Origin of the sequence: Cellvibrio sp. (assembly GCF_039207905.1) — a bacterium.
Classification (GTDB): Bacteria; Pseudomonadota; Gammaproteobacteria; order Pseudomonadales; family Cellvibrionaceae; genus Cellvibrio.
Genome location: NZ_JBCECX010000031.1, coordinates 1 through 26106 on the forward strand (window position 1 = coordinate 1; position 26106 = coordinate 26106).

Here is a 26106-nt window from a genome sequence, read left to right on the forward strand (position 1 = left end):
TAGATCGTGATCATCGACTACGAGAATCTTTGTCAAACTAGCCCCCAATCCGAAAACGGATACATAGCATTGTTGTTATAACTGCCAAAAAAGTGATGGCACATTTTTAATGATTGTAGTGAGACTCGGGCCAAACTACCACTATTTAATCGCCTGTTTTAGCTAGATTAAATGCCAATAATTAATTATCGCGTTGTTTTTATTACCTTTATGGATATTCGCGCCGTTACAGTCAGGGATAAACTCGCGGCTCAAGCTCCAAAATCACACCAAAGCGCTCTGCAATAGAAGCTTGCACTTGTTCGGCCAAAGCCAATACAGCCGACCCCGGTAATCCATCCGGATTCGTCAACACCAACGCTTGTAATGCATGAACAACAGCACCATCAACTCCTTTGCCACGCCAGCCCGCTTGATCTATCAGCCAGCCCGCAGCCAGTTTCACAAAACCGGGATCAACCGGGTACGACACTATTGCCGGGTACTGCGATCTCAACAGCTCAAACTGTTCGATTCCAATAACTGGATTCTTAAAAAAACTACCCGCATTGGGGATCTCAGCGGGATCAGGTAATTTGGACTGACGAATGGCGATAACGGCCGCACTCACCTGCTCTGCTGTAATGTCTTGTTCAGGAGTGTCAGACAAGGCCACTCGTAAAGCAGGATACGAAAGCGTCAGCTGCGGTTGCTTGCGCAACTTAAATGTCACCGAGGTAATTACATACTGATCCAGAAGCGAGCGCTTAAAAATACTATCGCGATAGCCAAACTGGCAGCTTTCATTCGTAAAAGTGACCTTAAGCCCTGAGCTGATGTTCAACGCGGACAGCTCTGCAACGACATCCTTGATTTCAACACCATAGGCTCCGATATTCTGGATCGGGGCTGCGCCGACACTACCTGGAATCAATGACAGGTTTTCCAAGCCATAAAGAGCGTTATCCAGTGTGTATTCCACCAACTGATGCCAATTCTCTCCCGCCGCCACTTTCAACCAGACAAAGTCATCATTCTCGCTAACAACTTCTTTCCCCTGACTTTTGATATGGATTACCAAGCCAGGAAAATCATCGCGCAATACAATATTACTACCGCCACCCAATAACATCAGTGGCAGTTTTTCTGCGCGCGCGAACGCCAAGGCTTCGCGCAGTTCATCGTCAGTTTTTACACTGACAAAAAACTGGGCAATTGCCGGAACAGCAAGTGTATTGAATTTTTGCAAATTAAAATGAGGCAGAAAAAGTGGCACTACCAATTCACCTTTAAAACAAATAACGATTAATTAATGCGCGCGGTTACGAATGTGATTTAACAAACCCTGCGCAGCATCTTCCACCAAATCCAGCACCAACTCAAAACCGTCGTGACCACCATAATAAGGATCGGGAACCTCGCGATAATCACCACGCGAACCAAAGTCCAAAAACAATCCCAAATGACCGGTATAGGTTGTCGGCTTCATTCGCTGCAAATCGGACAAGTTAGACTCATCCATCGCCAACACATAATCAAATTCTTCAAAATCGCGCGCACTTACCTGGCGTGCACGCAATACTGACAAGTCGTAACCGCGCGTGCGTGCCGCGGCGACTGTGCGAGAATCGGGGGCCTTACCTATGTGCCAATCACCGGTGCCAGCTGAATCAATAATTATTTTTTGATCCAATTTTTCGCGCACAACGATGTGATTGAAAATTCCATCTGCCGTTGGTGAGCGACAAATATTTCCTAAACATACAAACAGTACCTTAGTCATACTATCGCCCTTTTAATTTTCCAGAATCGCTTTCACACGCTGCAAATCCGCTTCGGTATCGACACCACCAGGTACAGCAGCACAAGCCTCAGCGATATGGATTGCCTCGCCATTAGCCAACACACGCAACTGCTCCAGCGATTCAATCTGCTCCAGAGACGCTTGCGGCCAGGTAACGAAACGATTCAATAGCGCAACACGATACGCATAAATGCCAATATGGCGCTGTGCAGGAAAATTATCTGGCAACTCACTTGTATCGCCTTTGGCAAAATGATCGCGCGGCCAAGGTATGGGGGCACGACTGAAATAAAGCGCTTTACCCAGTTGATCTTTCACTACTTTAACAATATTGGGATTGCGGAAGTCTTCCAAACTGTGAATTGGCTCGCTCAATGTCGCCATGCCGGCATACTGGTTTTTCGCCAAATTTTCAGCGACCTGATTAATCACCGCAGCAGGAATTAAGGGCTCATCTCCCTGCACATTGACAATGATATCGGTATCCCCCAATCCCAATTGAGTTACCACTTCTTGTAATCGATCGGTACCTGAGTTGTGTGCGGCAGACGTCATGCAAACACGAGCACCAAATGCAGTTGCAACTGCTTCGATACGCGCATCATCAGTGGCAATAATCACTTGTACCGCATCGCTTTCACATGCACGCTCATACACATGTTGGATCATTGGTTTACCGGCGATTTCCCGCAAGGGTTTTGCGGGCAAACGAGTGGAAGCATAACGTGCAGGAATAACGACATAAAAACTCATATTGGGTTCCGTCTCTATGATTCTATCTGAATTTAAAAAGTTCTTTTTTCTGCTCAACAGCACGCAGTATTTTTTGCTGGAATGCTGGCCAAAATGTATCGGGTAAGTTGGCATTTATCGGCAGATAAAACCAATTTGATTGTGCAAATGCTTTGCACTTCACCGCATCTTTTTCAGTCATAATTACCGGAAGATGGTTATCAAACACGAGATCATCCGGTACATAGGCGTGATGATCAGAAAAAATGCGCAACGATGATTGAACACCTAAAGAGGTCAACGTTTGCTGAAACCGTTGCGGATTACCGATGCCAGCAACTGCATTGACCTGCGCATTATTGAAATGGGTACCATGCAATTTTTCACCTGATTGCAGGTTAATAAAATCTTGCGGCTCTACATGCATCGGGATGTAAAACAAATCTTCCATGCCCGGTAACACAAAACCGTCAGCAGGTGAATTGACGATCACCCAATCAACATTTTTTAAGCGCGACGCAGCTTCACGTAATGGCCCTACCGGTAAACGCCAACCGTTACCCAAACTACGCTGACCATCAACTACTGCAATTTCAATGTCGCGCGCCAGTCGATAATGCTGCAAACCATCGTCGCTTAATAAAATATCGCAGCCTTCGTCTTCCAAAAATCTGGCTGATGCAATCCTGTCGGGTCCAACACAAACAGCGCAGCCTGTTTGCTGAAAAATAGATATAGGTTCATCACCTGCTTCTGCGGCTGAGCTGGAAGCATCCAGCAAATAGGGGTAATGAGGTGCATTGCCGCCGTAACCACGGCTAATGACACCGGGATTGAATCCCTGCTGCTGCAACCATTTAACTAAGGTGATCAACAAAGGAGTTTTGCCCGTTCCACCCACAGAAATATTACCGACAACTATCACTGGCGTGGCTAACTTGCGCGCGGCATAGCGCAGCAACCAAAAACGGCGTGCAGCCGATAACAATACAAACAGCCCAGTGAGCGGCAGCAACCACAGGGTCCAACGACGCGAACCATACCAGGCTGCCAACCAGCTATCTTCTTTTGTCTGCCGAAGCTCAGTTGAAGATTGCCTGCTTGGAGGTTGGGAGTTGGGTGAGTTCAAATTATGGCCCTGTAAAAACGAAAAGGACTTTTGCATCGTCGATACAAAAGTCCATTGAAATGGCGAAGCTGGGGAATTGTAACCGAGTCGCTAGTCTTTTTCAGGCTCAGGTTGGCGGGTGGTGATACTTAAATGAGCAAAGCCCAACTGCCCTGCTGCATCCATCGCTTGAACTACAGCCTGATGCGGTGTTTTGGCATCAGCAGTGATAACCAATGGAGTCTTGTTATTCCCTTCAGCAGTCTTCTGCAACGCGGACTTCAAGGTTTCAACCTTGGTATTCACTAAAGCCTTACCATTGATGGCGTAGCTACCATCTGCAGCGATCAAAATCTCGATCTGCTGAGGCAGCTCATTCGGCGGCGTGCCCACAGCTTCAGGCAAGCTAACCGTCAGATGACTCTCTTTGGTAAAGGAAGTCGAAACCATAAAAAAAATCAGCAGGATGAAGACCACATCAATTAAAGGGGTCAAATTGATAAAATCTTCCTGGCGCTCTTGTCGACGAAATTTCACGTATAACCTCGACCTGTTAAACCAGTTTCACGTCGACACGACGCTCACTGTGTAGAGCGTCGATCAGTTTGATTGCCTCTTCTTCCATATTGACCACAATTCCATCAATACGGCGCTGGAAAAACTTATGCGATACCGTGGCAGGAATAGCCACTACCAGACCGGCAACTGTTGTATAGAGCGCAATAGAAATACCTCCGGCCAGCACGTTGGTTGAGCCTGTGCCGTTCAAAAGAATTCCGTTAAAAATTTCGATCATCCCCAACACAGTCCCCAACAAACCAAGTAAAGGTGCAAGGTTGGCAATGGTGCCGAGGGCACTGATATAACGCTCAAGGTCGTGGATAACTTTGTTGGCAGCCTCCTGAACGGAGTCTTTCATGACATCGCGGCCATGCTTGGAGTTGCTCAAGCCAGCGGCCAAAATATATCCAAGAGGAGAAGATTGCTTAAGTTCACGCAATTTGGTGGCATCAAGCTGGTTATTTTTAATCCAGCTCCATACTTGGGCAAGCAAGGTTTTGGGAGCAATTTTGGCGGGATTCAGTGTCCAATAACGCTCGGCGCTAATAGCGATCACAACCAGTGAACAGCCCAGCAGCGGCCACATCAAAATACCACCAGCTAAGAAAATCTCAATCACAGCTCTATTCCTCTTATTGTCCAGCCCATTTAAGTGCCAACTCGAATTGCGGCGTACATTACCACAAGAAATGGGGATTGCCATGGTTGGCGTGAGGATAGACTACAAATGTGTGAAGGAGTACGGCAATAGCATTTACAGATTTGCGCAAGGTTTAGCGCATGGCCACATAAATCCAACCGTTCAATCTAATCAAACCAATAGCGCTTATGAGATTTACGATATTCCTGTACTGATTGAAGTTGTCCCTTGTCCCACGCGAAAACGACCGCGCCAGCGTCTGCAGTATTAATTTCCCGGCTGCCCGTATTTTGGAAACGTTTGCGTACATCTTGGTGGGGATGGCCGTGTTGGCTACGATAACCAGCCGAATAAACGACAACATCCGGCACCGTAGAATTAACAAATTGCACACCGGATGATGTCTTGCTGCCATGATGCGCGGCAAGTACGAGATTAATTTTTTGTGGAAGCTGTTGTTCGCGCAACAATAGATTCTCTACTGATACTTCAATATCCCCGGGCAACAAAATAGTTTGTCCTGCATATTCAATCAGCAAAACACAAGAATGATTATTTGCATTTGCACTCTTGAGCTGTGGAAACCGTAAAAAATAAAATTTAACGGCGTGCCAATCCCAATTAGCGGCTTCATGACAACTCTGTGCATCAACCTTGTGAGTCACTTTTTCTGGTTGCCCTGCAAACATCTGATCAACAGGTATTTTTTCTAATAAGCCGGCAAGACCTCCCGCATGATCCATGTCGCCGTGGCTCACAACCAATCGATCAATATTCACTATGCCTTGGGCAGACAAGTAAGGTACAACTATGCCGCTACCGGCATCAAAACTATCCGTGTATTTTGGCCCAACATCGTACACCAATGTATAGCTACCAACTTGCACCGCTACAGCTGTCCCCTGCCCCACATCCAACACCGCGAGTTTTAAATCAGGTCGCCCGGGAGCATCAACAAAAAAGCACAAACCAATTCCCACCCCAATCCCACACCAACCTAATACCCTTGGAAATAAGCCTTTGGGCAACAGAAGGAGAAGACAACTCAAGCCGATTAAAACAGTTAATGCCGAATTAAAAGCCACCACTGGGCTAGACCATGAACCCGCCAGTAAAAGTAATTTTTCCAAAAATACTTTTACTATCTCCATCAACCACGCGGAACAATTCAATAAAAAATCACTCAGGCTGGTCGACAAATCCCGCGCACCAGCACTGATCAACAGCAACGGCACAACAAAAAAAGTAATTACCGGAATTGCAATCGCATTGGCGACGGGAGCCACTAGAGAAATATTATTGACAAGCACACTAAGCGGAACCAACATCCCAATAAACATCACCCACTGTGAACGTATAAATCCATACAACATAGCTGCTAAACCAAATCCTGACCAAGGACCAGGTACTTTTTTGGAGATCATACGACCGGAAAAATAAATTAATAACATTGCTACCGCGCCAAACGATAACCAGAAACCCATATCAAGTGCTGCTAGCGGGTCGATGATAACGACCAACGCCAATGCAAAACAAAAGATATCGGACACACGCACACTGCGCCGCCAAATACACGCACAATAAAAAACAACCAACATAATTAATGTGCGTACCGTAGGAATATTAAAACCAGCGAGCGCAGAATAAAAACTTGCACATACGATTGCGGACCACCAGGCGATCACTAATGCTGGGCAACGATGCCACAACAACTGCACTAGCTTTCCCAAAAAAAGCCCTGTATAGAAACCAAAAATCGCAAGAAAACCAACATGCAATCCAGAAATAGCAATCAGGTGACTCGTTCCTGTTTGTTGCATGCGAGTCCATTGAGTTTTTTCGACTAGCGATGGATCACCGATAAGGAGTGCAACCAAGATGCCTCGCTCACTACTATGGCTTCGTGCAACTATCCATTGCTGTAATGAGTGACGCTGCTGATCGATCCAATCACCAATGTGCCATCGACCATCATCCGGCAACGGCTGATTGTTGCGATGCTCCAGCACATAGCCAGTAGCACCAATACCTTGCCGCAATAACCAGGCCTGATAGTCAAAACCCGACGGATTAACAAATCCCCTCGGGCGCTTGAGCCGAACGCGCAATTGCCATGTATCACTCACTGAGAGCTGAGGCAAATTGCCAGCGGCACCATTGCGTGAATATTGATACCAACTTAACTGGAGTTTTGGAGGGAATTGACTAACCGGTAGCATCAGCCCTCCGGTTGTGACCACGGAATTAACCCGGAAATCAAACCGCAAACGCCGCTCATCCAACTCTGGCAAGCCCTGAATCTGCCCAATCACGATCAAATCCTTACCCGCAAACTCATCTGCAAGCTGAATAGCAAGTAGGTTATGCCCCGAGTAAATCCCCCATGCCAAACCGGAAGCCAACGCAAACACATAGCGCAGCAACGACCATCGCCAACCAGCTAGCGCCAGAGGAAAGAGACACAACAAACACCATAGGGGAGGCAATTGGGAGAAAAAACTGACGGAGATAACACCAGCGGAAAAAAGCAGTAGTGCGAGAGGCATTCCATAGTCCTTTATTGTTACCGGTAGCGAATTACCGATCCGATATTCCTTTGTCATCAGATTGTCGCGCAACTGGGGCATCTTGCGCTCAGAGGCAATTTTGCCTCGCAATCCTTAAGATAACAACCGCATAGTGTTGGTGAATAATTAAATGCATAATGCGCGTTCATTTTTGGCGGCACACTGGTTTTAGCATGGCGCGCAATCTATTAAAACGGTTTATTCCCACACCCACAGCGATCAAAAGCAATCCTGCGTTACAGTTTTTGGGGCATTTGTTACACGACCCAAACCTATTTCATTTGAATCGTCATTCTGTTTCTGTCGCATTTTTCTGGGGGCTTTTTATCGCACTCCTGCCAATACCCGGGCAGATGCCAGCGGCAGCAGGCGCAGCTTTATTATTTCGTTGTAACCTTCCCATCACGGTGGCGCTGACATGGATTACGAACCCATTCACAATGCCATTCTTCTTTTTCATTACCTATCAAGTTGGTAGCTTTTTCTTGCAATCGCAACCATTGATGATTGAACCGGAATTAAGTTGGGACTGGCTGGCGAATGAGTTCGGTCACTTATGGAAACCGCTTTTGGCAGGTTCAGTACTATCAGGACTTTTCTTTGGCGCGCTGGGGTATTTTATTATGCAATTTTATTGGCGCTGGAATGTTGCCAACAACTGGAGCAAGCGAAAAAAGAAACGCGCTGAACAAGCAGCTGAAACAAAAAAATGAATAATAAAAAGCCCGCATTTGCGGGCTTTTTATTCATCTGATTTGCGGGTTTACTATTCGTAACGAAGTGCATCAGCAGGTTGAATTTTGCTTGCTCTCCATGCGGGATAGAGGCTTACAAAAAAGCTGATTAGTAGTGCAGTGATAACCACTTTAGCAACATCACCTGCGACAATTTCTGAGGGTAAATAGGTGATGGGATAAACATCGGATTGTAAATATTGGACACCAAAAATACGCTCGATCAACTGCACTAACGGCGTAACAAAATAGGACAAGGTAATACCTAACACCAAGCCTATAGACGTACCAATCAAACCGATCAACCCACCTTGCACCATAAAAATCGCCATGATTTCCGTAGTGGATGCGCCCATAGTGCGCAAAATTGCAATATCGCCCTGTTTGTCCACTACAACCATAATCAATGTAGAAACCAGATTAAACGCAGCAATAGCGATAATTAAAAACAGCAGCATACCGACCATGTTTTTAGACATGTGGATTGATTGGTAAATGCCACCATGAGTGCGCATCCAACTTGATCCGTAATAATCTGCTGGCAATGTTTGCATAATGTCGCGCACAACTTGTGGCGCAGCGAATAGATCATCTACTTTTAAGCGAACGCCGGTAATTTGCCCCGGATAACCAGACAATTCAGCTGCCGTATCAATCGCCATCAGCGCCAATGCGTTATCTATATCAGTATGGGTATTTAAAACCTCTAGCACATGAACGACTTTAATTTTCGGCGCCGCATTTCCCTCAACAGGAATAATTAAGCTGATGGTGTCAGCCACTTGTACGTTAAGTTTTTCTGCAACGCCACGCCCAATAATAATTGCTGCTTCAGCACTGGCTAATTTCTCAAGTGTGCCCTCAGGTAAAAATTGCGGCAACTTGGATGTTGTATGCTCTTGTGCTGCATCAATACCAAAAATATTAACTGGTGCAACGCGTTTTTGATGACTCAACAAACCCTGTAATTGCACAAAAGGTGAGGCAGCTAAAACTTGCGGGTGCTTTTTAAGCTCAGCAATTAACTGCTCGGGCTGCTCAATTGCATGGCGATGATAAATGGCTGCTTGCGGCATAACACCGAGAATATTTTCGCGCAGCTCTTTATCAAAACCATTCATGATCGACATGACCAGAATCAGCAGGCCAACGCCAATGATCAAACCCGCGGTGGATAAGCGCGAAATAAATGAAACTAAATGACTATGGCGGTGAGAAATACCGTAGCGGGTTCCAACCAGAAAAATATAACGGCTAAGCATTAGTTAGCCTCTGCTCCGACAAGTACGCCATCGACCAATGTAAGCGTACGATCCATACGTGCAGCAAGTCGTGGGTCGTGCGTTACCACCACAAAGCTGGTACCGATTGATTGGTTTAATTCCAGCATCAACGCCTGAATTGAATCGGCAGCGTGACTATCGAGATTTCCAGTTGGTTCATCCATCAACACACACGCAGGATTAGTAACGAGCGCGCGTGCAATCGCAACACGCTGGCGTTCGCCGCCGGATAATTCTGAAGGTTTGTGATCGACACGCTTCGCCAGTCCCACACGCGTCAACAACTCTAATGCGCGCTGCTTTGCAACTGCAATAGGTTGCTTGCCGATCAATAACGGCATGCTCACATTTTCCAGTGCAGTAAACTCCGGCAACAAGTGATGGAATTGATAAACGAATCCCAGACTGCGATTACGCAAGCGACCGCGCGCATCAGCACTCATGTGCGACAGACGCTCTCCTGCAACACTAACGTCACCGGAATCAGGCACATCCAAACCACCGAGAATATTCAGTAGTGTTGATTTACCGGAACCGGATGCCCCAACAATCGCAACACGCTCGCGCGCATTGATCTGAAAATCAACATTGCGTAACACATCAACTGCGAGCGAACCTTGGCGATAACTTTTGCTCACCTGCTGGCAAATTAAAACCGGAGCGGATTCATTCATAACACGAAACCTTTAGGAGTAACGCAACAGATCATATTTACCCTGAACACATATTTACTCATAGCGCAGCGCCTCAGCAGGTTCAATTTGTGCGGCGCGATAAGCCGGATAGAGAGTTGCAAAAAAACTCAACAACAGTGCAACACCGGCAATAAATACAACGTCTTGCCATAACACCACTGATGGCAACTGACTAATAAAATATACATCCGGATCAAACACACGCATACCGAAAGCAGCTTCGACGCCAGACATAATCGGCGTAAGAAATAACGCAACAACGCAACCAATCACGGTGCCGATGAAGATTCCAAAAAAACCCACTGCACTGCCCTGCACAATAAAAATTGCCATTACCTGACGCGCGCTTACGCCCATGGTACGCAACACAGCTATGTCCGAGCGCTTATCAGCAACCATTAACACCAAGCTTGAAACAATATTAAATGCAGCAACCGCGATGATAATCATCAATAAAGCGCCGACTACAATTTTTTCCATTTTCACCGCCTGGAATAAACTGCCTTGGGTCTGACTCCAATCTTTCACACGAAATTCATCACCCAGTTGCGCGCGCAAATCAGCCATTACTGTTGCGGCATCAAACATGTTGGTTGTTTTAACATGCAGACCTTGCACTCCAGGCTGCCGCAAAAACTTTTGCGCGTCTTGTAGGTGAATGAGAGCCAAGGTGCTATCGACTTGCGCACCCACCTCAAACACACCAACAAGAGTAAAGCTACGCGAGCGAGTAAACGCCCCCATGGGGGTAATATTGATCTCGGGCGAAGTAATACGGATTTTGTCGCCAGATGTGAGCATCAAGCGGCTGGCCAGCAAGCGCCCCATCACAATGCCGTATTCACCCGGCTGCAGTTGCGCCATAGAGCCGACAAACATACGCTGATCAACCACGGACACGTTGGCTTCCACTTCGGGCAAAACACCTTGTAACTCGATAGCCTCTACACCACCAGCGAAGCTAACCATTGCACTGCTGGCGATATAGGGAGCAGATGCAACCACCTGCGGATGCTGATTCACTTTTGCAGAGAGCGCCTGCCAATCCTTCACGGCGGGAACCTGATCAACAAAACCGTGCGGAATCACACTGAGAATGCGCTCCTTCATTTCGCGGTCAAAGCCATTCATCACAGATAAGACTATGATCAACGCCATAACACCAAGCGCCATGCCCACAAGGGAAAAGGCACTGATGAAGGATATAAACTGGTTTCGACGCTTGGCGCGGGTATAGCGTAGGCCGATATAAAGGGGGATGTTTTTTAGCATGGACGCATTAAACCCAATTGCCCCCGTTTGCTCAAGTAAAACCCGCCATTTACATCAGTAAATCAGCGGAGTTACCTTCTAAAAACTGAACAGCCAAGGCAGCTTGTGCTATGTTTACTGCATCACAATTTTTGGAACCTGAACCATGAGTGAACGCCGTAGCTACTTTCGTATCGATGAAAGTATCGCCCTTGAATTTAAAGAGGTTGAAGAGATAACTGCAAATACTGCTGCAGCGGAATTACAGTTTCCCAATACTGCCTCGTTAAAACTGTTCGCGGAACTACGGAAGATCGATAATGACAACGCTCATCTGTTCCACCAGATCAAAGATACCAGCCGTGCGTTGGGTGAGTATCTGCATAACCTGAACCGAAAAATTGACATCATCAGCCAGCAACTAATGGCAGATTCCAAACCCCTTCCACCGTCAAAAACTATCAAACAAGTAAACCTGAGCGAAGGCGGAATTGCGTTTGGCAGTTCGCGCGCACTGGAGCCGAACGGTTTCATCGCACTGCGGTTAATTTTTTTACCCAGTAATGCCGGAATGGTGTTGTTTGCCAAAATCATTCGCTGTGAACCCAGTAACACCGGCGAATACCAAATTGCGGCAAAATTTCATCGCGTTAGTGATAGCCAGCAACAATTAATTGGCCAACAAATTATGCGAGCACAAATGGCTGAGCGTCGAAAAAGCCAACAGTATTTGCAATAACCATCGGAATAATTGCAGGGGAATTATGCCTAAGAAACTCCTTTCTCTATCCATCGCCAGCATTTTTGCTACATCGATGTATATTCATTGTTCAGTAGCAGAAGAGATCCGTATTCCAGTTGGTGAACAAGCGAAAACTCAAGCTGCCATAGATATGCCAAGCAAAGGTATGAGCAAAGAGCGCGTCAAAAGTTTATTTGGAGAGGCACTTGAAGAAGTCCCAGCCAAAGGCCAGCCACCAATCTCTCGCTGGCGGTATCAGGAGTTCACGGTGTATTTTGATAGCAATACCGTTATCCATTGTGTAAGAAACTTTCAACCAAAGGCATCAACACCAGAAAGTGATACCCAAAGCCCAGCCCAATAAATTGGACTGATAAAAAGTAAAAAGGCGCGATCTCAATCGCGCCTTTTATTTTTCCAACCAAGCATGCCTTAACGACGACTAATGCGATTAACCCCATCAAGCGCTGCAATACGATAAGCCTCTGCCATCGTCGGATAGTTAAAAATATTGTTGAGGAAATAATGAATATTATTGCCCTCACCCGACTGTTTCATAATCGCCTGGCCGATATGAACAATCTCTGCCGCTTCCGCACCAAAACAATGAACACCGAGAATTTCCAAGGTATCGACATGGAAAAGTATTTTTAACATTCCAACATCTTCGCCACTGATTTGCCCGCGTGCAGTATTTTTAAACAGCGCACGACCAACCTCATATGGCACCTTGGCCTGGGTCAATTCAGTTTCGGTTTTACCTACCGAACTAATTTCCGGAAGAGTATAAATACCGGTAGGAACATCTTGTACCAGTTTGCATTCATCACCAAAAATGCCGCCGGTTACTGCACGCCCCTGACCGTAGGATGCACTCGCCAAACTTGGCCAGCCAATCACATCGCCAACCGCATAAATATTTTCAACTTCAGTGTGATAACAATCGTCGACTTTTAAATTTCCGCGATGATCTGCTTTTAAACCAATCGCATCCAAATTTAAACCGTCAGTATTACCACTGCGTCCGTTACACCAAAGAATGGCATCTGCCTTTAAGCGCTTTCCTGACTTGAGGAACAGAGTAACGCTGCAATCACTCGCTTCAATTGCTTCATATTCTTCAGCATGGCGAACAGTTACACCGCTATCACGCAGGTGATAACTGAGCGCATCAGAGATTTCATCGTCAAGGAATGACAGCAAGCGGTCACGGTTATTAATTAAATCAACCCGCATGCCTAATCCAGAAAAAATGGATGCGTATTCACAACCGATCACACCCGCACCATAAACAATAATATGGCGAGGGGTATGCTCCATTTCTAAAATTGTATCGCTGTCATAAATACGCGGATGATTGAAATCGACATCAGCTGGGCGATAAGGTCTTGAGCCTGTCGCTATGACAATTTTTTCGGCATAAATTGTTTCAACACCACCGTCCAACAAAGACAAGCTAACGGTATTGGCATCGACAAATGAAGCTTGGCCAATATGCACATTCACGCGGTTGCGCACATAAAAATTGGTGTGCATCTCTACTTGTTTGGGAATAACTTTCGCCGCTGATTGCAACACTCGGGGGAAGGTCAGGCGACGGCTATCACCTATCTCACGAAACAAACTATTACTTTTGAATTGGATGACTTGCCTAACTACATGACGAAGGGATTTGGACGGGATAGTCCCCTTGTGTGCACAACTACCGCCCACCAGAGCCCTGTTCTCTATCACTGCAACGCGTTTACCGACCTTCGATGCAGAAATGGCAGCACTTTCGCCTGCCGGGCCGGAGCCAATTACCAAGAGATCGTAGCTGTGATCTGCCGATTTTTTACGACCAGTCAATTTATTCCCCTTACTTATCAATGTTGGCGCATATTTAGTTTAGCAATAGGCGTTCTTTTTTCGCAGTAAATTTAAGGATTAATTATCCACCGACTAAAACTAATAAAAGTAGAGTGCAGGAATCCAAACAGACGAAGATTGTGACCCGTATAAGAACAGGAGAGCCAGAAACAAAAAAGGCTCCGATGGGAGCCTTTTTTTGCGCGATTAATGCAGCGTATTAATAAATTCCAACATCGGTTGTGGGTAGACACCCAACCACAACACCAACGCGACAAGGAACATTACAACCGCCACACTAACACCACCTATAGGTGATTTGTCCTGCTCTGCGTTGTTATTAGTGCGGTCATACAAAGCAACCATAACGCGCAGATAATAATAAAGACCCAGACCACTACCAATAATGAGTGCCGCCAACAAAATCCAGCTTGTCGTCGTAACGCCAGTCATAAAAATATAGAACTTACCGATAAAACCGGCAGTAAGCGGGATACCAGCAAGGGAAAGCATTACAAAGGTCATGGCAACAGCAAGTGCCGGATGACGCCAGAACAAGCCGCGGTAGTGATTAACTTCTTCTGCATCAAGCGCGTTACCGGCATGGGACAGCGCGCTAATTGCACCGAAGGCAGCAAGGCTGGTAACCACATAAGTCAGCAGATACACGTTGGCGCTTTCGATATCAATTGAGCTGCCTGCAATCAAAGCAATCAACAAATAACCCATATGTGCGATAGAAGAATAAGCCAACATACGCTTCAGGTTAGTTTGAGTCAGAGCGAGGAAGTTACCTACCGCAATAGATATGACTGCGATAACTGCTAACACGGGTTGCAACACACTGGTCAATTCTCCGGGAACTTGGCCGAGGAAACGAATCAGGATCGCAATAATCGCCAATTTACTTGCAGTGGCAAGGAAAGCACCAACTGGAGCTGGTGCACCTTGATACACATCCGGAGTCCACAAATGGAATGGAGCTAGTGAAAGCTTGAAGCACATTGCAATGACAATCATCGCAACACCGAAGCCCGCCAAATATCCGCCGTGCTGTGCGAACTTCTCGCCAAGATCTGCGAACAACATCGTGCCAGTCTGGGCATATACCAATGCCATACCGAACAACATAAATGCTGAAGCAGCAGCAGAGAGGATCAAATACTTCACACCAGCTTCCAATGAACGACTACGCTCATGAGTGTAAGCAACCATGCCGTACACAGGTACAGACAACAATTCCAAACCGATAAAGAAACCAGCCATATGACTGCTTGATACCAGCACTACCCCACCTACAGCTGCGATCAATAACAGCATGTAAACTTCTTCTTTGTTGTTGCCGTAACTCTCAATGAAATTGCGCAAAAATACGGTACAAACCAGCGAGGCAAAAATCACCAGTGCGCTGTAGAAAAACGCGTAACCATCGATAAGAATCAAACCGGTTACCGGTGTTGCAACACGATCAATCGCAAAACCATCCAAGGCAAAAATTGACATCAATGCAGCCAACTGACCTGCAATAGTTATCCAATAACTAACGCAGTGGTTGCGTTTGATCGAAACAGCCAACATTACCAATACAGCAGTAAGGCTCAGTAAAACAACCGGAGCTAAAGGTAAAAAAGATTCGAGTGTTAAATTCATAGTGGCCTCATGGAGCGACTGGGGACGCTGCGCCCCCAATTGGCAGAGGTACTGAAACATCTGCCGGTGCATAGGTTTGCTGGATAAAAGTCATCGCGTCCACAGACACATTCAATAGCGGTTGTGGATAGAAACCAACCCACAGCAGAATTAACGCAAGAGACAATACGATGCTGATTTCCCGAAGCGACAAATCTGCATACTTTTGCTCTGAAGCTGGTTGGCCAAATAAAGTGCGATGAATCAGGATCAGTGAGTAAACACCAGCCAATACCAAACTTGCAGTTGCAATGATAGTGATCACTGGAACCACCTTGAAAGCGCCCAACAAAATCAGGAACTCACCCACAAAGTTAGCCGTACCAGGAATACCGAGCAGCGCAGCAGCGAAGAACATCAACAGTGGCGGCAAGTAAGTAAATTTCGCCCAAAGGCCGCCCATCTCTCGCATGTCACGCGTACCAGTGCGCTCGTAAATTTGGCCCGCCAGAATGAACAGACCACCAGCACACAAACCGTGTGCAGCCATTTGAATCACCAAACCTTGCAGCGTTAACAAATTGCCTGAATAGATACCAATCAGCACAAAACCCATGTGGGAAATACTGGTGTAGGCAATCAAACGTTTTATATCGGTTTGCACAAAGGCGAGGAACGCTCCGTAGAAAATACCCACTACACCGAGCAACATTGCGGTATTAGCAAATTCTTGTGATGCATCCGGGAAGAATGGCAAGGTAAAACGCAGCATGCCGTAACCTGCTGTTTTCAACAGAATACCTGCAAGGTCAACACTACCTGCAGTAGGTGCTTCAGCATGCGCATCAGGCAACCATCCATGCACAGGAACGATTGGTAATTTAACCGCGAAGCCAATGAAGAAGCACATCATCAATGCAAACTGCAATTCCGAACTCATCAACTTGTGAGCACCAAGCAAGGTTTCATAATCGAAACTGAGTTGCTGGGTCGCGTTGAAGTTGACAAAAACCAGCGCCAGGATACCAACAAGCATCACCAATCCACCCACTTGGGTGTAGATGAAGAACTTGGTTGCAGCTTTTACGCGAACAGCTCCGTTATGGGCCGAATGCCCCCACAGGGCGATCAGGAAATAAACCGGAATCAGCATCATTTCCCAGAAGAAGAAAAACAGCATCATGTCCAGCGCAAGGAAAACGCCGAGAACACCAGCCAAACTCCACAACAAATTCATGTGGAATGCACCGATGTTGGTTTTGATTTCTTTCCAGGAACAACCAACAGCAACAACACCAAGTAAACCAGTGAGCAACACCATCACCAGCGACAAACCATCCAAACCAAAATGGATGCTCACACCCAAAATCGGAATCCAGGAATATTGTTCTTCAACTTGCCAATTAAGCCCGCCGGTTCCGGCAATACTGGTGTAATCACCGGTAAGCCACAGGTTTACACCTATGGCGAGCACAAGAAACATACTAATAAGGGCAATCCACCGTGGGACGCCTGCGCCCAATCGCTCGCTTAGCCAGCACAAAAGGCCGCCAAAAAACGGGATCAGGATCAGTGCCGAAAGAGTCATGGTCTGGCTTATCCTTCTTAATGAGTAAAAGTAACTTGTAAAACCAGGACAGCGCCCAGCACTAACACCGCACCCAGCGCAATACTGGTGGCATACCAACGCACACGACCATTTTCGGTCACGCTCATTGCGCTGTTACCCAGTTTTGCCAGAGACGGAATCAAATTAAATAACTTGTCGATCACATCGTGGCGATTGATAGCCGCAATGAACAGGTAGGGTTTTACGAACAACCAGCTGTATAACCAATCGAAACCACAACCATCGCGCAGGATTGGCGACAACAAACGTCCCAAGCCACTCTCAGCGATTGCTTTAGCAATACGACGCTCGCCCCAGAAGAATACGAATGCCAATGCCAATCCAATTAAACCGGTACCAATAGCCAGTATTTCAACAAAGTGTTTGGATTCTTCCAATGTTGGAGAAGTGAACTCAGGCAACACACCTTCCAGCGGTTGATGAATCAACGCACCAACGAAAGTTGAGAGTACTAACAGCACACCCAGCGGCAACCAGTAGGAAATGCCGTGAATTGCGTGAGCGTGGGTTTTCTCTTCGCCGTGGAATACGATGAAAATCAGGCGGAAGGTGTAGATAGAAGTGAACAATGCACCTACCAATCCAGCCCAGAACAAATTGGTGTGACCACTTGCGTAGGCTTGCAGCAGGATTGCGTCCTTACTAAAGAAGCCGACAGTTAGGAATGGGAAGGCTGCAAGAGCACCGCCACCGACCAGGAAGCATGCATAAACAAATGGGATCTTTTTCCAAAGGCCGCCCATCTTGAAAATGTTTTGCTCGTGATGACACGCGATGATTACGGCACCAGCAGAGAGGAACAACAATGCTTTGAAGAATGCGTGAGTCATCAAGTGGAAAATCGCCGCATCCCAAGCACTAACACCCAGCGCAAGAAACATGTAACCAATCTGACTCATGGTGGAGTATGCGAGTACGCGCTTGATATCGGTTTGCACCAGTGCGGAGAAACCAGCAATCAACAAGGTAACTGCACCAACCACACCCACCAATAACAGTACATCCGGAGCCAATTCGAAAACAGTGTGAGTACGAGCAATCAAATAAACACCCGCGGTAACCATTGTTGCGGCGTGGATCAATGCAGAAACCGGCGTCGGGCCTGCCATCGCATCTGCCAACCAGGTTTGGAGTGGCAATTGCGCAGATTTACCTACCGCACCACCTAATAACATCAAAGAAGCTGCAACAACCATTGGGTCGCCTTCAACCCACTTTTGAGGAGCAAGAACAAGGATCTCTTCAATATTCAGAGTGCCGAGTTGTTGGAAAATGATGAAGATACCGATAGCCATAAACACGTCACCCACACGGGTAACGGTAAATGCTTTGATAGCAGCTTCGCCATTTGCGCGATCTGAATAATAAAAACCAATCAACAGGTAACTACAAAGACCTACACCTTCCCAACCTAGATACAAGAGAGCAAGGTTATCGCCCAACACCAGCAATACCATGCTGGCAACAAACAGGTTCATGTAAGAGAAGAAACGCTCGTAACCTGCCTCACCACGCATGTACCAAGAGGCAAACAGGTGAATGAAGAAACCAACACCGGTAATTACACCCAGCATAGTCAGCGACAAACCATCCAAATGCAGACCAAAGCTTGCATCGAAATCGCCAACCTGCATCCAAGACCACAGTGTTTGAACGTACTTGCCGCCCTGCTCTACGTTATTTAAAAAATCGATCCCGACATAAACTGTCGTTAACGCTGAAAGCCCCAAAGAGCCGACACCAATAGCAGCGGCCACATTTTCAGAAAGACGGGTGCGCAATGTAGCTAATAGCAAAAAGCCGATTGCGGGAAACAGGAATGTTAAGTAGAGAAAATTCATCCGCGCATCTCACTCGCAACGTCAATATCCAGAGAATGATGGCGACGATAAAATTGCAACACTATCGCCAAACCGATACTTGCTTCAGCTGCAGCCAAGGTAAGGATCAGGATGAACATGACTTGTCCATCAGGCATACCCCAACGACTGCCCGCAACGACAAATGCCAAGGCTGCGGCATTCATCATTACTTCAAGACACATCAACAAAAATAGAATGTTGCGGCGAACCATCACCCCAACCAATCCAAGAACAAAGAGCACACCAGCTACCGCAAGGCCCTGCTCCATAGGTATTGCTATCATTTACGCACACCTTTTTCGATTACGCGCAACGCGCTTTGCCATTTATCCGGTACTCCTTAAAGAGGACGCCGGACAGCTTAGTTTTTAAATTGTTGTCGACTATTTAGTCGTCGCGTTTACCCAAGTGGTATGCCGAAACCAATGCTGCAAGTAACAGCAAAGAGGCGAGTTCAACCACTAACAAATATGGACCAAACAGGGATATACCCACCTGCTTTGCATCAACCAACGTATGGCCGGCTTGGCTCCAGGTGCCATCGCGCAACAGGTAAAGCATTTCAGCAAGCAACACTGCTGCAAGAATTGCTGGTACCACCCAGGTTTTGGGTGTTAACCAAGCGCGCTCTTGCATAGAAACAGCAGGCCCTACGTTAAGCATCATCACCACGAATACGAACAACACCATGATGGCACCGGCGTAAACGATAATTTCAAGCGCACCGGCAAAAGGTGCACCGAGCATAAAGAATATGGCAGCAACCGCTAACAACGACACAATCAAACTCAGCAGCGCATGAACCGGATTGGTATTAGTAACTACACGCAAGGTTGAATAAATCGCGATTGCGGCGGCAATGTAAAATGCAATTTCCATCGAATGTCTCTTCTCTTCAGTCGGGCCGGAATTAAGGCAACAAACTTTTTACATCGATAGGTTTGGCTTCATTTTGCGCAGCACCTTTTGGCTTGCCCGCAATTGCCATACCGGAAACACGATAAAAGTTGTAATCCGGATTTTTACCCGGGCCAGAAATCAACAAATGCTCTTTCTCATACACCAAATCCTGACGGTTGTATTCCGCCATTTCAAAATCAGGAGTCAATTGAATTGCTGTTGTCGGACACGCTTCCTCACACATTCCGCAGAAGATACAACGCGAAAAGTTAATACGGAAAAACTCAGGGTACCAACGGCCATCATCCGTCTCTGCCTTTTGCAGAGAAATACAGCCTACAGGGCAAGCAACCGCACAAAGGTTACAAGCTACGCAGCGCTCTTCACCATCTGGGTCGCGCGTCAACACAATGCGACCACGATAACGCGGTGGCAGATATACTTTTTCTTCCGGGTATTGGATGGTGTCACGCTTGCGGAAGCCGTGGCTGAAAACCATCGCCACACTGCGCACCTGAGTTCCGGCCCCTTTTACAAGGGAGATAATTTTTTTGACCATAATAATTAACCTTAACCCTGATTCAGCAGCACAACAGCGCCGGTGACAATTAAGTTGATCAATGTCAGAGGCAGACAAACCAACCAACTGAATTTCATTACGTGGTCATAACGAGGACGCATCAAGGAGCCACGTACCAGCACAAATAACATAATAAAGAAGGCTGTTTTTACCGCAAACCAGATAAATGGCGGAATGAATTCAAGGTAAGGCAAAGGCTGCCAACCACCGAAGAACAGAGTCACAATCATCGCCGAAACAACAACTACACCTATGTACTCCGCAACGAAGAACATGCCCCACTTCATACCTGAGTATTCGATGTGGTAACCATCAGCCAGCTCTTGCTCAGCTTCCGGTTGGTCAAATGGGTGACGGTGGGTGATTGCAATACCGGCAATCAGAAAGGTACAGAAACCAAAGAACTGCGGGATGATATTCCACAAACCTGCTTGGGCTTCCACGATATCGCGCAAACTAAAGGATCCCGCCTGCACCACCACGCCCATCAGTGCCAAGCCCATAAATACTTCGTAACTAACAGTTTGCGCAGCAGCACGTAAGCCACCTAGCAAGGCATATTTGTTATTGGACGCCCAAGCGCCGAACATCACCGAATAAACCGCAAGGCCAGCCATACCGAAGAAGAACAACAGGCCGATATTTAAGTCGATTACGCCCCAGGTTGGAGTGACAGGGATAACCGCCATTGACAACAAAATCGTTCCCATTGCAATTGCAGGAGCAAGACGGAACGTTAATTTATCGGCAAATGGTGGAGTCCAGTCTTCTTTGAAGAACATTTTGAACATGTCGGCCACGATCTGGAACATACCGTATGGACCTACACGGTTAGGACCATAACGATCCTGCCACCAAGCAAGCAACTTACGCTCAATCAAACTGAGATAAGCAGCGAGCAGCACCGTTACCAACAGAATTACAACACCCTGAAATACGGTAAAGAAAATTTCAGCCAACTCTGGCGTTACCCAATCAAACATTACACAGCCTCCTGCATAACTTGCGCCCAGGTCTCACCAACAAATGTTGGAATGCCACTCAGGCCAACCGGTAAACCCAAGCTACCAGTTGCAAGAGTTGAACTGACTTTCACCGGCAAACGCAGATTGTTATTAACAATTCGTACAATCACTGTTGCATTGTCTTTAACACCGATGCGCTCGGCATCCGCAACAGAAATGGCTACATAAGGTGCCGGGATTCTGTCAGCAACAACGGCCGCTTTTGAAGTCATCTCTTCACTACCAAACATGTGGTACAGCGGAGAAACGCGCAACTTGCTGTCTGAAGGAGCAAATGCTGCAGGTACATCGTTGAAATAATTGAAGCTTGCATCAGCACGTGCTTCGATCAAACGCTTACCTGCGTCACCTTTACGTGAATGGCCACCAACTTCGTCCTGGAATTTGTTCCAGGCTTGTGGTGAGTTCCAACCTGGAGCCCATGCAAATGAAGTCAATGCCGCCGGATTTTCCGGACCAACATAACCTTCCATTGAGTGCACCAATGCCGAATCGCTATCTTGCGATGCGCGCGGCTCATGTACACTGATGTTTGCACGCATTGCCGTGCGACCAGAATAACGACGCGGCTCACGCGCAAGTTTCAAACCTTTAATACGGAAGTCTGCATTAGGTGCTGCATCACGAATTTCAGCGAGAGCTGGAAGCTCGGTAACAACAGCATCGATGACTTCATCCAGTTGAGTCCATGAGAATGGCTTGTCTTCAACCGCCGTGTGAATCGCATGCAACCAGCGCCAGCCTTCTTTCACTTGCACTTTAGCGTCGTAGAACGCCGGGTCATAAACTTGGAAGAAGCGCTGCGCGCGACCTTCGCAGTTAATCACAGTACCATCCGCTTCAGCGAAGCTTGCGCCAGATAATACGAGATGCGCTTTTTCTTGCACCGCAGTAACTTGATGATCAAGAACGATTACAGATTTGGCCGCAGACAGTGCTGCATCAACCAGTTCTTTTGGTGCGCGTCGATACAAATCATTTTCAGCGATAACAACAGTATCAGCGGTGCCATCTTTCAATGCAGTCAGTGCATCAACCACTGATTTACCACTCAAGTAAGCTGCACCCAAACTATTTACTTCCGGAACAACCAGAGTAATTGCTACTGCTTTTTCACGTGCTTTCAGTGCGAGGGCAATGTTTGCGGCTGCTTTGATAATAGACTCGGAACCTACTGAAGTACCGGACACAACCAAGGGGGCTTTTGCAGCAAGTAATGCATCAGCGATAGTTTGTGCCAATGCGCGTTCTGCATCGCTCAGGTCATTCGCTGCAGGTGCATTGCTATCAATAATATTGGCTACCGCAAAACCTAAACGCGCAATACCTTCTACTGAAGCGCGATAAGTTTCAGTCGCAGCATCATCAAGACGAGTTTCCTGGAAGCTGGCAATAAACAATGGGCTCTTCGCATGCTGACCAATATTTTTAATTGCTTCAGCCGCCCACTCGGATACACGCTTTTCAGCAGCCATTTCGTAGGCTTTGCCTTTCACTGCCTGACGCAATGCCAACGCAATACGCGCTGCAGTTTGGGTTAAGTCTTCACCCAGAATAAATACGGCATCTTTGTTTTCGAGGTCACGCACTGGTGGAGTATGCAGGCCACTGTTTTGCAGAATGTCCAGCACCAATTCAACACGTTTTTGCTCAGCGGCTTCAAAACCGGCACTGAAATTGTCTGCACCAACTAATGAACGCAGTGCGTAGTTAGTTTCAATGCTTGCGCGTGGTGAACCGATACCAACCACTTTTTTGGAGTTTTTAAGTGCGGCAATCGCCCAATCCAAAGCGCCATCCAATGTGGTGGCACCAAGGCCGTTAGCAGCACGCAAAAATGGAACGCGAGGACGATCTTCGTTGTTGACATAACCGTAACCAAAACGGCCTTTGTCACACAGGAAGTAATGGTTGATTGAACCGTTGTAACGGTTTTCGATACGACGCAATTCACCGTAACGCTCACCCGGGCTGATATTGCAGCCAACAGAACAACCCTGGCATACGCTCGGGGCAAATTGCATATCCCACTTACGGTTGTAACGCTCGGAGTGAGTTTTGTCGGTGAACACACCGGTAGGACAAACTTCTACCAGGTTGCCGGAGAATTCACTCTCCAAAGTACCGCTTTCAACACGACCGAAGTAAACGTTGTCGTGCGCACCGTATACGCCCAAATCGGAGCCATCAGCGTAATCGTTGTAATAACGCACGCAGCGATAACAAGCGATACAGCGGTTCATTTCGTGACTGATAAACGAACCCAATTCCTGATTCAGGTGAGTACGTTTAGTGAAATCGTAGCGACGGGAATCGTGACCAGTCATTACCGTCATATCTTGCAAATGACAGTGGCCACCCTCTTCACACACGGGGCAATCGTGCGGATGGTTGGTCATCAACCATTCAACAACACTTGCGCGAAACTCTTTCGCTTCTTCATCTTCAATCGAGATGAAAGTGTTATCGGTTGCCGGTGTCATACAAGACATCACCAGACGACCGCGCTTATCGTCGGCATTAGCGTATTGCTTTACCGCACATTGGCGACAGGCACCAACGCTGCCTAATGCCGGGTGCCAGCAGAAGTAAGGAATATCGAGTCCCAACGACAAACACGCCTGCAACAGGTTGTCTGCGCCGTTAACTTCTAATTGTTTACCATCAACGTGAATCGTAGCCATGACTTATATAGCCCTTACGCAGTAGCAGTAGCTGCAGCGGTTGCTGGAGCTGCTATGCCTTGTTCAAATTCGGAACGGAAATATTTCAATGCACTTTGCAGTGGCTCCATAGCTCCCGGCGCATGCGCGCAGAAAGTTTTACCTGGGCCAAGCTGACGAGTCAGTTGTTGCAAAATATCCAGATATTCTGGTTTGCCTTCACCGCGCTCAATCGCCAGCAGCATTTTTACCGACCATGGCAAACCATCGCGGCAAGGAGTACACCAGCCGCAAGATTCACGCGCAAAAAATTGCTCGAGGTTACGCACCGCAGACACCATGCTTTGGGTGTGATCAACAACCATCACCAAGCCAGTCCCCATACGGCTGCCAGCTTTCATAATCGTGTCAAAATCCATCGCCAGATCAAGGTGATCCGGAGTCAGGAAGTCGGTAGATGCACCACCCGGTAACCAGGCTTTCAGCTCTAAACCATCACGCATACCACCTGCATGCTCATAAATGATTTCGCGTGCAGTAGTACCGATTGGTAACTCCCACAAACCAGGATTTTTCACCTTGCCGGAAGCACCGTAAATTTTGGTTCCACCATCAGGGCTTTTGCCTTGGGACAAGCCTTTAAACCAGTCAGCACCACGGTTGATGATGTGCGATAAGTTGCTCAGGGTTTCCACGTTGTTAACGATGGTTGGGCGACCCCATAGACCCGCAATTTGCGGAAACGGCGGTTTGGCTCTTGGGTTGGCGCGACGGCCTTCAAGCGAGTTAATCAAGGCGGTTTCTTCACCGCAGATGTAGCGCCCTGCCCCGGTATGCACATGCATATCGAGACTCCAGCCGGAACCTAAAATATTTTCGCCGAGATAGCCTTTTGCGTTGGCTTGCTCGATGGCTTCATTCAAATGTTTTGCTGCGAGAACATATTCACCGCGCAAAAAGATGTAAGCGCGTTTTGCCTGAATCGCGTAAGCCGCGATGATCATGCCTTCCACCAATTGATGCGGCAAACACTCCATTAACAGGCGATCTTTAAAAGTTCCCGGCTCCATTTCATCCGCGTTACACACGAGATATTTTGCACCGGCATCTGGTCCCATTGGGATCAGTCCCCACTTAATACCAGCAGGGAAACCTGCACCACCACGGCCTCGCAGGTTTGCATCTTTTACTGCAGCCTGAACATCAGCAGGTGACATTGCAGGAATTGCAGTGCGCACAGACAAATAACCGTCCAGTGCTTCATATTCTTTGATATCGACTACCGGCTTATTATCAACAATGCGATACGTCAGCGGTTTGATCTCGCCAAGGTTGGAAAGAGTGGTCATACATATTTCTCCAACAATGCCGGGATTTGCTCGGGAGTCAGATTAGTGTGGGTGTCATCATTGATCATGATGGCTGGCGCTTTATCGCAGGTACCCAAGCAGCAAATTGGCAACAAGGTATAACGATCATCAGCTGTAGTTTCACCAAGACCAACATTAATGTGCTTGATGATTGCATCCTGAACGACTTCATAATCCATCAGGTGGCAGGCAATGCTGTCGCACACTTTGATAACGTTACGGCCAACTGGACGACGGAAAATCAAACTATAAAACGTCGCTACACCTTCAAGATCCGGCGCAGAAATTCCAAGCAAATCTGCCACAGGTTGAATAGCGCCATCAGGCACCCAACCATGGCGACGCTGGATAACTTTCAATGCATCAATAGACGCAGCGCGCGAATCATCGTAGTGATGAATGTGGTGCTCGATTTCAGCACGGTCTTCATCGGCCAACACGTAGGGCTCGACATTGGGACGGTTGCTATCAGTACAAATAATCATAATAGTCAGTACAAATAA

At 47.1% G+C, this 26106-nt stretch carries 24 protein-coding genes; 3 read left to right on the forward strand and 21 right to left on the reverse strand.

Annotated features, from left to right (window positions below; all coding sequences use genetic code 11):
- Positions 1 to 232: 232 nt before the first annotated feature.
- From murB to AAGC78_RS16585, 7 genes are all read right to left on the reverse strand, one after another.
- Positions 233 to 1255, reverse strand: coding sequence for a UDP-N-acetylmuramate dehydrogenase (gene murB / locus AAGC78_RS16555; RefSeq protein WP_435785210.1), 1023 nt, complete (start codon positions 1253 to 1255; stop codon positions 233 to 235).
- A 33-nt stretch (positions 1256 to 1288) separates the two neighbouring features.
- The gene (locus AAGC78_RS16560) at positions 1289 to 1762 is read right to left on the reverse strand and encodes a low molecular weight protein-tyrosine-phosphatase (protein ID WP_435785211.1); all 474 of its coding nucleotides are present in this window, start codon (positions 1760 to 1762) and stop codon (positions 1289 to 1291) included.
- 12 nt (positions 1763 to 1774) lie between these two features.
- Entirely contained in the window at positions 1775 to 2536 is a 762-nt protein-coding gene (gene kdsB, locus AAGC78_RS16565; RefSeq protein ID WP_435785212.1) for a 3-deoxy-manno-octulosonate cytidylyltransferase, read from the reverse strand.
- Positions 2537 to 2558: 22 nt separating this feature from the next.
- Positions 2559 to 3644, reverse strand: coding sequence for a tetraacyldisaccharide 4'-kinase (gene lpxK / locus AAGC78_RS16570; RefSeq protein ID WP_435785213.1), 1086 nt, complete (start codon positions 3642 to 3644; stop codon positions 2559 to 2561).
- A gap of 90 nt (positions 3645 to 3734) precedes the next feature.
- Positions 3735 to 4160: an ExbD/TolR family protein gene (locus AAGC78_RS16575; protein WP_435785214.1), complete on the reverse strand. Its 426-nt coding sequence runs from the start codon at positions 4158 to 4160 to the stop codon at positions 3735 to 3737.
- Between the two features lie 16 nt (positions 4161 to 4176).
- Positions 4177 to 4803 (reverse strand): MotA/TolQ/ExbB proton channel family protein, encoded by a 627-nt coding sequence (locus AAGC78_RS16580; RefSeq protein WP_435785215.1) that lies wholly within the window; start codon positions 4801 to 4803, stop codon positions 4177 to 4179.
- Between the two features lie 188 nt (positions 4804 to 4991).
- Positions 4992 to 7370, reverse strand: a complete 2379-nt coding sequence (locus tag AAGC78_RS16585) for a DNA internalization-related competence protein ComEC/Rec2 (protein WP_435785216.1) — start codon at positions 7368 to 7370, stop codon at positions 4992 to 4994.
- 194 nt (positions 7371 to 7564) lie between these two features.
- Between AAGC78_RS16585 and AAGC78_RS16590 the strand changes: the two genes are divergently transcribed.
- Positions 7565 to 8104 carry a DUF2062 domain-containing protein gene (locus tag AAGC78_RS16590; RefSeq protein WP_435785217.1) on the forward strand — a complete coding sequence of 180 codons (540 nt, stop codon included), beginning with the start codon at positions 7565 to 7567 and terminating at the stop codon, positions 8102 to 8104.
- A 53-nt stretch (positions 8105 to 8157) separates the two neighbouring features.
- On the opposite strand, the gene AAGC78_RS16595 is transcribed toward AAGC78_RS16590, so the two are convergent.
- Genes AAGC78_RS16595 through AAGC78_RS16605 form a run of 3 tightly spaced genes read right to left on the reverse strand, consistent with a single transcriptional unit; the run spans position 8158 to position 11375 of the window.
- Positions 8158 to 9387 carry a lipoprotein-releasing ABC transporter permease subunit gene (locus AAGC78_RS16595; protein ID WP_435785218.1) on the reverse strand — a complete coding sequence of 410 codons (1230 nt, stop codon included), beginning with the start codon at positions 9385 to 9387 and terminating at the stop codon, positions 8158 to 8160.
- Entirely contained in the window at positions 9387 to 10082 is a 696-nt protein-coding gene (gene lolD, locus AAGC78_RS16600; protein WP_435785219.1) for a lipoprotein-releasing ABC transporter ATP-binding protein LolD, read from the reverse strand. The genes AAGC78_RS16595 and lolD overlap by 1 nt, the downstream gene beginning before the upstream one ends.
- Positions 10083 to 10136: 54 nt before the next feature.
- Positions 10137 to 11375 (reverse strand): lipoprotein-releasing ABC transporter permease subunit, encoded by a 1239-nt coding sequence (locus AAGC78_RS16605; RefSeq protein WP_435785220.1) that lies wholly within the window; start codon positions 11373 to 11375, stop codon positions 10137 to 10139.
- A gap of 145 nt (positions 11376 to 11520) precedes the next feature.
- Between AAGC78_RS16605 and AAGC78_RS16610 the strand changes: the two genes are divergently transcribed.
- Together AAGC78_RS16610 and AAGC78_RS16615 are read left to right on the forward strand one after the other, a co-directional pair.
- Entirely contained in the window at positions 11521 to 12093 is a 573-nt protein-coding gene (locus AAGC78_RS16610) for a PilZ domain-containing protein (protein WP_435785221.1), read from the forward strand.
- Positions 12094 to 12118: 25 nt separating this feature from the next.
- Entirely contained in the window at positions 12119 to 12460 is a 342-nt protein-coding gene (locus AAGC78_RS16615) for a hypothetical protein (RefSeq protein WP_435785222.1), read from the forward strand.
- 68 nt (positions 12461 to 12528) lie between these two features.
- Here the strand turns inward: AAGC78_RS16615 and sthA are convergent, their stop codons facing one another.
- The 11 genes from sthA to nuoE form a co-directional block, all read right to left on the reverse strand.
- A complete protein-coding gene (gene sthA / locus AAGC78_RS16620) occupies positions 12529 to 13944 on the reverse strand; it encodes a Si-specific NAD(P)(+) transhydrogenase (protein WP_435785223.1) in 1416 nt (471 codons plus the stop codon).
- Positions 13945 to 14151: 207 nt separating this feature from the next.
- Positions 14152 to 15594: an NADH-quinone oxidoreductase subunit NuoN gene (gene nuoN / locus AAGC78_RS16625; RefSeq protein WP_435785224.1), complete on the reverse strand. Its 1443-nt coding sequence runs from the start codon at positions 15592 to 15594 to the stop codon at positions 14152 to 14154.
- A gap of 7 nt (positions 15595 to 15601) precedes the next feature.
- Positions 15602 to 17161, reverse strand: coding sequence for an NADH-quinone oxidoreductase subunit M (gene nuoM / locus AAGC78_RS16630; RefSeq protein ID WP_435785225.1), 1560 nt, complete (start codon positions 17159 to 17161; stop codon positions 15602 to 15604).
- Between the two features lie 17 nt (positions 17162 to 17178).
- Complete coding sequence (nuoL, locus tag AAGC78_RS16635) at positions 17179 to 19044, reverse strand: NADH-quinone oxidoreductase subunit L (RefSeq protein ID WP_435785226.1); 1866 nt, start codon at positions 19042 to 19044, stop codon at positions 17179 to 17181.
- Entirely contained in the window at positions 19041 to 19349 is a 309-nt protein-coding gene (nuoK, locus tag AAGC78_RS16640) for an NADH-quinone/ubiquinone oxidoreductase subunit 4L family protein (RefSeq protein ID WP_435785227.1), read from the reverse strand. The genes nuoL and nuoK overlap by 4 nt, the downstream gene beginning before the upstream one ends.
- Before the next feature lie 103 nt (positions 19350 to 19452).
- Positions 19453 to 19944, reverse strand: a complete 492-nt coding sequence (gene nuoJ / locus AAGC78_RS16645; protein ID WP_435785228.1) for an NADH-quinone oxidoreductase subunit J — start codon at positions 19942 to 19944, stop codon at positions 19453 to 19455.
- 31 nt (positions 19945 to 19975) lie between these two features.
- Entirely contained in the window at positions 19976 to 20524 is a 549-nt protein-coding gene (nuoI, locus tag AAGC78_RS16650; RefSeq protein WP_435785229.1) for an NADH-quinone oxidoreductase subunit NuoI, read from the reverse strand.
- An 11-nt stretch (positions 20525 to 20535) separates the two neighbouring features.
- On the reverse strand, positions 20536 to 21528 hold the full coding sequence (nuoH, locus tag AAGC78_RS16655; protein WP_435785230.1) for an NADH-quinone oxidoreductase subunit NuoH: 993 nt from the start codon (positions 21526 to 21528) through the stop codon (positions 20536 to 20538).
- Positions 21528 to 24254 carry an NADH-quinone oxidoreductase subunit NuoG gene (gene nuoG / locus AAGC78_RS16660; protein WP_435785231.1) on the reverse strand — a complete coding sequence of 909 codons (2727 nt, stop codon included), beginning with the start codon at positions 24252 to 24254 and terminating at the stop codon, positions 21528 to 21530. The genes nuoH and nuoG overlap by 1 nt, the downstream gene beginning before the upstream one ends.
- Positions 24255 to 24268: 14 nt before the next feature.
- Complete coding sequence (gene nuoF / locus AAGC78_RS16665) at positions 24269 to 25582, reverse strand: NADH-quinone oxidoreductase subunit NuoF (RefSeq protein WP_435785232.1); 1314 nt, start codon at positions 25580 to 25582, stop codon at positions 24269 to 24271.
- The gene (nuoE, locus tag AAGC78_RS16670; protein WP_435785233.1) at positions 25579 to 26088 is read right to left on the reverse strand and encodes an NADH-quinone oxidoreductase subunit NuoE; all 510 of its coding nucleotides are present in this window, start codon (positions 26086 to 26088) and stop codon (positions 25579 to 25581) included. Before nuoE ends, nuoF begins: the two co-directional genes overlap by 4 nt.
- Between the last annotated feature and the right edge of the window lie 18 nt (positions 26089 to 26106).